6 protein-coding genes are annotated in these 8,436 nt (G+C 45.1%); 2 read left to right on the top strand and 4 right to left on the bottom strand.

Annotation, left to right across the window (positions count from 1 at the left end):
• Nucleotides 1-73: 73 nt before the first annotated feature.
• The 3 genes from QUA04_RS19115 to QUA04_RS19105 form a co-directional block, all read right to left on the bottom strand.
• The gene (locus QUA04_RS19115) at nucleotides 74-841 is read right to left on the bottom strand and encodes a DUF1350 family protein (protein ID WP_333259254.1); all 768 of its coding nucleotides are present in this window, start codon (nucleotides 839-841) and stop codon (nucleotides 74-76) included.
• A 152-nt stretch (nucleotides 842-993) separates the two neighbouring features.
• Entirely contained in the window at nucleotides 994-1,185 is a 192-nt protein-coding gene (locus tag QUA04_RS19110; RefSeq protein WP_333259251.1) for a hypothetical protein, read from the bottom strand.
• Between the two features lie 211 nt (nucleotides 1,186-1,396).
• The gene (locus QUA04_RS19105) at nucleotides 1,397-2,428 is read right to left on the bottom strand and encodes a glycosyltransferase family 2 protein (protein ID WP_333259248.1); all 1,032 of its coding nucleotides are present in this window, start codon (nucleotides 2,426-2,428) and stop codon (nucleotides 1,397-1,399) included.
• 989 nt (nucleotides 2,429-3,417) lie between these two features.
• Between QUA04_RS19105 and ggt the strand changes: the two genes are divergently transcribed.
• Together ggt and QUA04_RS19095 are read left to right on the top strand one after the other, a co-directional pair.
• Nucleotides 3,418-5,145, top strand: a complete 1,728-nt coding sequence (gene ggt / locus QUA04_RS19100) for a gamma-glutamyltransferase (RefSeq protein WP_333259245.1) — start codon at nucleotides 3,418-3,420, stop codon at nucleotides 5,143-5,145.
• A 512-nt stretch (nucleotides 5,146-5,657) separates the two neighbouring features.
• On the top strand, nucleotides 5,658-6,536 hold the full coding sequence (locus QUA04_RS19095) for a choice-of-anchor L family PEP-CTERM protein (RefSeq protein WP_333259242.1): 879 nt from the start codon (nucleotides 5,658-5,660) through the stop codon (nucleotides 6,534-6,536).
• Nucleotides 6,537-7,198: 662 nt separating this feature from the next.
• Here the strand turns inward: QUA04_RS19095 and QUA04_RS19090 are convergent.
• Nucleotides 7,199-8,356 carry a pentapeptide repeat-containing protein gene (locus QUA04_RS19090; protein WP_333259239.1) on the bottom strand — a complete coding sequence of 386 codons (1,158 nt, stop codon included), beginning with the start codon at nucleotides 8,354-8,356 and terminating at the stop codon, nucleotides 7,199-7,201.
• Nucleotides 8,357-8,436 lie beyond the last annotated feature (80 nt).

Below are 8,436 nucleotides of genomic sequence, written 5' to 3'. Positions count from 1 at the left end.
CTTCTTTGAACACAACTTGATATTTTTTATTATATCATATTAGTTGTTTGTGTAATTAATTTTGTTTGACTACTTAAACGCGCGAGGTAGGATTAAGCCACAGCAGAATTGTCCGTTTTAATTCATTTAATTCTCGATACACTTCTTGTTTGACCCACTGCCCGATCGCGTCGAATGGCGTAAAAATTTGACCCACAGGCCAGCTAACATCTTGCCCCAAGGGCGTTTGATGGTTGCCAGTCAGAGTCTGAACTGTAATCATGTCGGGAAATCGTGCTTTTAGCAGTTTGGTCAACAGCAGGGTTTGGTCGATGTTGTCGCCGTTAAATTTGACTAAAAGATTGCGCCGAATTTGATAGGTATCTTGGACGAGGCGATTAGTCTCTTGCGGGGAAGGGGTAAACTCGACGTTAAAGACGGGGGAAATTTGCTCGACGATCGGGATTGCTTCGGATGCCGCATAATTGTTGAAAGAAATCAGAATATTGCCTGCCCTTTCTACGTCAAATACAGAACCGATCAGCAAGTGCAGTTTGCATCCCATACTGTGCCCCATGCCGTAAACGGGGAGATAGGAAGATTTGAGCAATTTAGTGGCGCGTAGGCGATCGAGGGCATTTTCAAATTTGTTGAGGACATCGCGGGCGATCGCAATATGATCCAAAGTATTGACAAACGGCGTTGCTACTACAACATATCCTTGATTCCCCAAAGCCTCTAACAGCCAGCGATAGGTGAGTTGCGGTGCTGTCGCCACAAATGCACCGCCTAGAAAATGTACGATCGCGATCGGTCTTGAAGGAATTAATACCCAATTGCCAGAAATTTCTTGCCAGTCCATAAATTCAATCTAATTCAAAGTAAAAAGGCGATCGCCCTCTGAAGGTAGAAGGCAGAATGTTTGATAAATTTTTGCTTTTATTTTCTGCAGCAAAAAGGGGTTTGCTACCCATTTTTTAATTCCAAAAACTTTCTTTTTTACTTATACATTATTTATTCTAACTGTTGTAGGGGCAAATAGCACGGCTGGCGATCGCTGCTATTTTCGCCCTGTATAGGGTTAAAGCTGGCGGTCCAATAAATCAACGCTGACATCGGCTGGCGACTTTCAAAAATTTTTATATTGTCTCCCACCGCACGGCTACAAGCGCTTGTAATTAGTATTGCGGGTAATTGCTCCGACATAATATTAACAGTCAAATACGGCTCAAAACCCCAATATCGCGTATTAATTAGCCCCTGGGCGATCGGCTTCGTCGATTCGGATTTATTGACAGTACCTAATTTCTCGACTAAACCCGCATATAGCAGTTCTCTATAAAATGAGGTATGCCCTATGCCCTATATCCGAGAGCACCTGATGTTACTGAGAAAGGCTATACAAATATAACATCCTTTAAGACAGTCCCCCGATTTCAGACGATCGCTGGGGGTTTAATTGTGGCGAATGACTGATACCTTCTGCGGTTTGATGACTCAACTTTTCGTGAGTCTTCATCCATTTCCACTTGTGCACAGTAGCTTGAGGATTGAGCACTGTGGTAGCGACGCCGTAAACAATAGTAGGCAAAACCTCCCGATTTAACCAACTTTGTCCCAGCTTTCTCATGTAGTGCAGTGCCAAAACTTCTCGAAATTTGTTAAGCCTTTGCAAAAGTGGCAAATTCTTAAAACATAATTGTTCGTACTCCTGGAGTGATAACTCTTTTTCTCCCCGCAAGCGTCGCAATTGGTTTTCCTTGACACAATCAGAAGCTATGCGCTTCTTCAGCCAGTGCTTATCCGTGAGAGAGTTTCCTCTAATTCGATAATTTCCCAAAGGTTCTGTCGCCGCTAGCAAGCCGTACTTTTGAGCAAGTTTGGTAAATAACTCTGTATCTTCTCCTACCTCCCAATCTTCTGCAAACCCGCCTTCTTTGAGAAGAATGGAGCGATCGACTACAACAGAAGACGGGAAAACCCAAGGACTTTCGCCTGTCTCCTTAATCGCCTGCATTTCTGCTTTAGTTGTAGGATAGGTGGGAATATAACTCAACTTCTTACCATGCTTGTCTAAATATCGCAAAGCGTGAGCCACAGCTTTGACTTCGGGATTGTCTGCGAGCATCTTCAAACAAACTTCTAACTTATTGGATTCCCAGGTATCGTCGCTGTCGATAAACGCTACATACTCGCCTGTGGCGCGATATATCATTAAATTTCTCGACTTAGAAACCCCGTAATTTTGGGGATTCCTGAAGTATTGAATTCTCGAATCTTGCTCGACCAGCTTAGCAGCAACTTTGTCAGTAGCGTCAGTAGAGCAGTCATCAACAATTAAAATTTCTAGATTCTTGTGGGTGCCCTTGAGTACGGAGGCAACTGTCTCGGCCAGAGTGTCGGCAGCATTGAATGCAGGAATGATTACGCTGACTTTTTGGCTGTTCATAACTTGCATTAGGTGTGGTTTGGTAGTTGTTCGCCGAAGTATAGTCTCTCTGCAGACACTCTAACTTATTTACATGCAAGTACCTGTAGCCCGGAAACTTGCCTACATACTGCCAATATAACAGGCTTACCGAGATCAGTGTTATCTACCATAAGGAGGGAACAGCCGTTAGCCGCCGGAGTGCAGACTATTATTTGGGGGGCAATTTGTCTGATACAAAGGCGACGGCTGCTAGGGATTGAGGGTTTTTTCCGGGGACTGGTGTTGTCATAAATTCGATCACATCTTTTTGGTTAAATAGGACTTACCCAGAAAAACCCGGACTCACCCCAAATTATTGGTTTGAGAACTATAGAGCTACTAAAAAACTGGGTTTATGACTAAGATTGATTCCGGTTAATCGCTGGGAATAAAATTGTTTGTCATGCGCCAGGGGCGGGCGAGTGAGGACTTTGATTCCTCACTATAAACCTAATTATAATTATTTAATCCAACTTGAGAGCAAGATTTACTAAATCCAGTTTTATTGATTTACTCACCTGCTGTCGAACAACTGCAAAAAAAATGCTAGGGCTAAGCCTGCTAGCTGTTGCATTGCCATAGTAATCACCTAAAATACTGATTGTTTTGCTGGGCATTGCTTAATCAGGATCTGAAAAAAAATAAATTGAAAATTCCGATTATAGGATTTGCCTCTTTAGTTTTTACTACAGTAAATCAGCAACGCCGTTTTTCTGAGTTCATCAGCTTTTTTGAAATCAGTATATTCTCAAAAAAAATGCTTTTTTCAACTTGTTTAATTATTAAATTGCCATAAGGTGTCCCTCTTTTCTCTCTTCCTCTTGTACCGTGAGAGGTTACCAGGGTCAAATCGTTTCCCCATCTGCCATAACAGGTAATTTATTTGCGGTTGAACTCAGTACCGCTAGGTTTTAGGGAAGATGCTCCTAAAAGTATACTATAAAAAATCCTCGCCTCACCCGTAAAAAATGTTGCCAAAGTTCTTGAGCAAAGTGCAAATTTATACTTGTTGCCTAACAGTCTTGGTGTTGGGCGGCTGCCAGCAGCTACACCCAACCTTGCAGCAGCAGCGCAGCAAACAGGGCATGGCAGTTTCAGCTCACCCTCTGGCGAGCGCTGCGGGGCTGGCCGTGCTACAACAGGGAGGCAATGCAGTGGATGCGGCGGCTGCTACGGCTTTGGCGATTTCGGTGGTGGAGCCTTTTTCGGCGGGTATCGGCGGCGGGGGTTTTTTGCTCCTGCGGCGGGCCGAAACGGGGACTGTGCAAGCGCTGGATTTCCGGGAACGAGCTCCGAGAAGGGCGGCGCGGGATATGTACCTCGACAAGCAAGGTAAGGTGCGCCCAAGGGCAAGTCGGGACGGGCATTTGGCGGCGGGTATTCCGGGTACTGTTGCTGGACTTTATACGGTGCACCGCGAGTATGGTAAGTTGCCTTGGGCTGCGGTGGTGGCGCCGGCGATCGCCCTGGCGGAAAATGGCTTTCCAGTAAGTTCGCGGTTTACCACGGCTACCGGGCGACGACAGGATGTGTTCAAAAAAAACCGGGCGGCGCGGGAGGTTTTTACTCGTGGTGGCATTTTATACCAGCCGGGTGAGCTTTTGGTGCAGCGGGATTTGGCGCGGACTTTGCGGCAGATTGCACAAAATCCGCAGAGTTTTTATACTGGGGACATTGCGCGGGCGATCGCCGCCGATATGGCTAAAAACGGCGGCCTTATCACTCTGGAAGATTTGAAAAACTATACGCCGATTTGGCGAAATCCGGTTTGCGGCAACTTTCGCACTTACGAAATTTGCGCGATGTCGCCTCCTTCTTCCGGCGGCGTTCATTTGTTGCAAATCTTAAATATTCTGGGAGATACTGATCTCAAGAGGTTGGGGAGGCAAAGTCCAGATACTTTGCACTTGCTGGCGGAGAGCATGAGGATTGCTTATGCTGACAGGGCAAAGTATTTGGGCGACCCGGATTTTGTGAGTGTACCGGTCAAAGCTCTCACTAGCAGGAATTATGGCAAATTGAGACGATCGCAAATCCAAATGTCAAAAGCCAGACCCTCCAGCGAGGTAAAAGCTGTTGACGCTGAAACTTTGAACCGTCTCCTGTGGGAGTCTCCAGAAACTACCCACCTCACGGTAGTTGACAAAGATCGCAATGTGGTATCCTTGACTTTTACGGTGAATGGGGGTTTTGGGGCAGGAGTCGTGGCTGCAGGTACGGGAATTTTGCTCAACAACGAGATGGATGATTTTGCAGCGGCGCCGGGAGTGCCGAATTTGTCGTCTGGTTTGGTGGGCGGGGAGGCAAATTCGATCGCCCCGGGCAAAACTCCTTTATCGAGCATGACGCCGGTCATCGTGACAGAAAATGGCAAATTTCGCCTCGCTGCGGGAGCTCCCGGAGGCAGCACGATTATTACCACGGTGTTGCAAATTGTGTTGAATGTGTTGGTTTACGACATGAATGTCGGCGATGCTGTATCTGCACCTAGAATTCACCACCAATGGCAACCCGATCGCCTGATGGTGGAACGAGGAGGTTTTGAGGCTGCGACGCTTTCGGAGTTGCGGCGGCGGGGACACCTGATTTTCGAACGTGACGGCTGGGGCAATGCCAATGCGATCGTCCTGACTGCAGACGGTTGGTTGGAAGGGGCTGCCGATCGGCGCGGGGAAGGAGAACCAAGGGGGTATTAGTCATCAGTCAGTCGATTAGAGATTTTAGATTTTAGAGGGAGGCGAGACTTCGGTGACTCGACGATTTTAGATTTACTCCACAGATGAATCTGGGATGTTGAACTAGGGCGAAAAATTTTGATCTCTTTACGACAGGAATCGGGGGCTTGTATGGTTTTTTTGGGCGAGGTCATCTTTCATGAGTCATTAGCTATTAGTCATTAGTCATTAGTCATTAGTCATTAGTCATTAGTCATGTTGAAGAGCGCAAACGGTATTAAAACCCGGTTTCTTTTGTCTCCAGTGCGTAAGTCCTGAAATTATTAGTCTGTGTAACTGTATTTTTGCATCCGTATTTTTGCGCTGAGGTTTAAAGGCTGACTAATTGCCAAGAACTACCAAAAAATTTAGCCCCAAAAAGCGTATATACACTTATGTGTAAAGTTATTGTAAAGGCCCTAGACATTGATACTTATATAATGTAAAAATGAAGTTGTGCATTGGATCAGGTTTGTATCTTCTAGGAAAAATTTATGATAATTACTCACAAAATTGCTGGCTTAACAGCTACCTTAACTACTGCTCTGAGTTTGTTGGCAGCACCAGCAATGGCATTTTCGGTAGGGGCAACTAATAACACTGAGATTTTAAAAAATAATTTATTGGGGGCTAATACAGTCGGGTTGAGTAATTTCTCTGTTTCAATTACGGGTAATTCGGCTGCTTTTGGTACTTTCACTAATGACCCCTTCGGTTTGAAATCAGGTGTTGTTCTGAGCACTGGTAAAGTCGCCGATATACCGGGTCAGAATCGGAAAGATAACTTCACGACACAGGACAGCGATTTAAGCACGGACTTTGGTCCTAAGGGTGAACAGGGGGATCTGACTCAGCTAAACCTCAGCTTTTTTGCTGATAGGACAGTTGAAAAGTTGTTCTTTCAATATGTATTTGCTTCTGAGGAGTTTCCTGAGTTCGGCGGTTCTAAATATAATGACGATTTTGAACTGCTGCTGAACGGCATTAATTTGGCAAAATTGAGCGACGGAAAAACAGTTACGATTAATAATCTTGTTCCAGATCCATATAATCGCTCTAAAGATCACCCCGACTATATTGACAACCCAAGTTTCACAGGTATTGCTGCTAACATCATTAAGCTGGACGGTTTTACTAAAGTTTTAGGTTTTGAGGGTTTGCTCAAGAAAAATCAGACGAATGTTCTCAGTATCCGCATTAAAGATGTGGGCGATGGCAAGTTAGATTCTGCTGTATTTATTAAAGGCGGTTCTGTGGGGACGGTTCAGCCTGAGCCGGTTCCTGAACCGATGACTATGGGGGGTTTGATGGCGGGAGGCGCTATGCTGGCTGCTGGACGAAAGTTACGCAATCGCCGTGGCGGAAGTAATTAATAACGGAAGGAAGTTCGGCAACGGATTCGCTCGACGGATGTAACGGATGTAACGGATGTCAGTCGGAAGAAGGAAGAAGGAAGAAGGAAAAACAGAACAGGAACCATTTTGGCGGTTGCTGTAATATGAATCTCGATTAGCCCTGTTGGAGACAGAAACGGGGTTTGATGAACGATAAGACCTCGTTGCCGTTCTTGAACCGGGTAAAAAAACTCGGTTTGTGCGATCGCGATCGCGTAATATCATGTCATATCAATTCCGGTTGCACTCCTCATGATTGTTGACTGTTGATTGTTGACTTGGGGTCGAAAAACTAAATGGTTGAGTGTTAACTATTGACTCGATTTTATTATTCCGCTTCAAGCCGAAAAGATATCAAGTAATTTAAGCATTATGGGTACGCAGCGAGGAATGCAAGTCCTCCTAAAACTATGACGAATGCCCTCACTACGAACCAATTTTATTGCGGTTTTTCTAGCGGACAGAATATAAGTTTTTATCCCAAATTCGCAAAGGGCGGATTTTTTTGTATTTGGAGTTGCAGCAAATATTGCGGGTAAAACCCGCGTCTACAACCACTGACTAAAAACTAAATAATTTAGCTATGAACAGTACCATCGGGTAAGATTGTACCTGTTAATACTGACTAAAAACTAAATAATTTAGCTATGAACAGTACCATCGGGTAAGATTGTACCTGTTAATGTAGTCCGGGTAAGTTTGACCATAACTCGATCGCCGTAACCGATTTTCGCTCCTGTTAAGTCAGCACCGCTCAAGTCTGCACCGCTCAAATCGGCTCCAATTAAGTTGCTTTCTCTCAAGTTGGCATTGATCAAACAAGCTCCTAACAAATTGGCCCTGAACAAGTTTGCTTTGTGCAAATTCGCGCCTGTGAGGTTGACATTGTGTAGAAAAGTATCGCTTAAGTCGGCTTCACTTAGGTTTGCATTGCTCAAGTTTCTCCCTGAAAAATCCTTTTCTTTTAAGGAAGCTCCCTGGAAGTTGGAACCGCTCAAATCGGGAGCTTGCGGCCCAGCTTGGCGGTAAGACTGAGATGGCGGCGGCTGCGATTGGTAGCGGGACGCCTCTGAATAGGGTCCTGCTGGGTTTCCCCCATAGTTTCCCGCATAATTTCCAGCATATTTTCCTGAAGAGGGTTCAGAAGAGTAGCGGGGTTCTTTTGGGGTGGTCGGTGGTGGCTGGGTGTTTTGGTGCTGGGTGTTTGGATACTGACTATTTCTGTACTGAGTGTTTTGGTACTGAGTGTTTTGGTACTGAGTATTGGGTTGCTGAGTGTTTTGGTACTGAGTATTGGGTTGCTGGGTATTGGGTTGCTGGGTATTGGGTTGCTGGGTATTTTGTTGCTGAGTGTTTCTGTACTGAGTATTTTGTTGCTGGGTAGTTTGTTGCTGAGTATTTCTGTACTGAGCATTTTGTTGCTGGGTATTTTGTTGCTGAGTATTTCTGTACTGAGCGTTTTGTTGCTGGGTATTTTGTTGCTGAGTGTTTCTGTACTGAGCGTTTTGTTGCTGGGTGTTTTGGTGCTGGGTGTTTTTGTGCTGGGTGTTTTTGTGCTGAGTATGTTTTTGCTGAACGTTCTGATTCTGACCTCTTGGTTGAATCGATCGCAATTGTTCGCGAGCTTGATTAATTTCCTTAATCTTTTCTTCAGCTTTCTGTAGTAGTCTGGGATTGTCTTTGGGGATGCGATCGGGGTGCCAAATGAACGCTAAATCCTTGTAGGCTTGGCTAATTTCTTCTCTGGAAGCTCCCGGCAACAGTCCCAGCACTTTATAGTATTGGTCGAGGTCGTTCATTGTACCACCTTTCGCATTAAGAAATTAGGAATTAAAAATTAAGATCGGAGCAAAAGCCGTTCTCAAAGCTTGCTTGTCCG

The organism is Microcoleus sp. S13_C5, from assembly GCF_036700845.1.
GTDB lineage: Bacteria > Cyanobacteriota > Cyanobacteriia > Cyanobacteriales > Microcoleaceae > Microcoleus.
Note: the sequence above shows the minus strand (reverse complement) of the source record. Positions and strands in the feature narration are given on the sequence as shown.

What these genes read in the sequence shown, in the direction of transcription:
- ggt (WP_333259245.1), top strand. Translation starts at nt 3,418, where the DNA reads ATGTTGCCAAAGTTCTTGAGCAAAGTGCAAATTTATACTTGTTGCCTA.
- QUA04_RS19105 (WP_333259248.1), bottom strand. Translation starts at nt 2,428, where the DNA reads ATGAACAGCCAAAAAGTCAGCGTAATCATTCCTGCATTCAATGCTGCC.
- QUA04_RS19095 (WP_333259242.1), top strand. Translation starts at nt 5,658, where the DNA reads ATGATAATTACTCACAAAATTGCTGGCTTAACAGCTACCTTAACTACT.
- QUA04_RS19115 (WP_333259254.1), bottom strand. Translation starts at nt 841, where the DNA reads ATGGACTGGCAAGAAATTTCTGGCAATTGGGTATTAATTCCTTCAAGA.
- QUA04_RS19090 (WP_333259239.1), bottom strand. Translation starts at nt 8,356, where the DNA reads ATGAACGACCTCGACCAATACTATAAAGTGCTGGGACTGTTGCCGGGA.
- QUA04_RS19110 (WP_333259251.1), bottom strand. Translation starts at nt 1,185, where the DNA reads ATGTCGGAGCAATTACCCGCAATACTAATTACAAGCGCTTGTAGCCGT.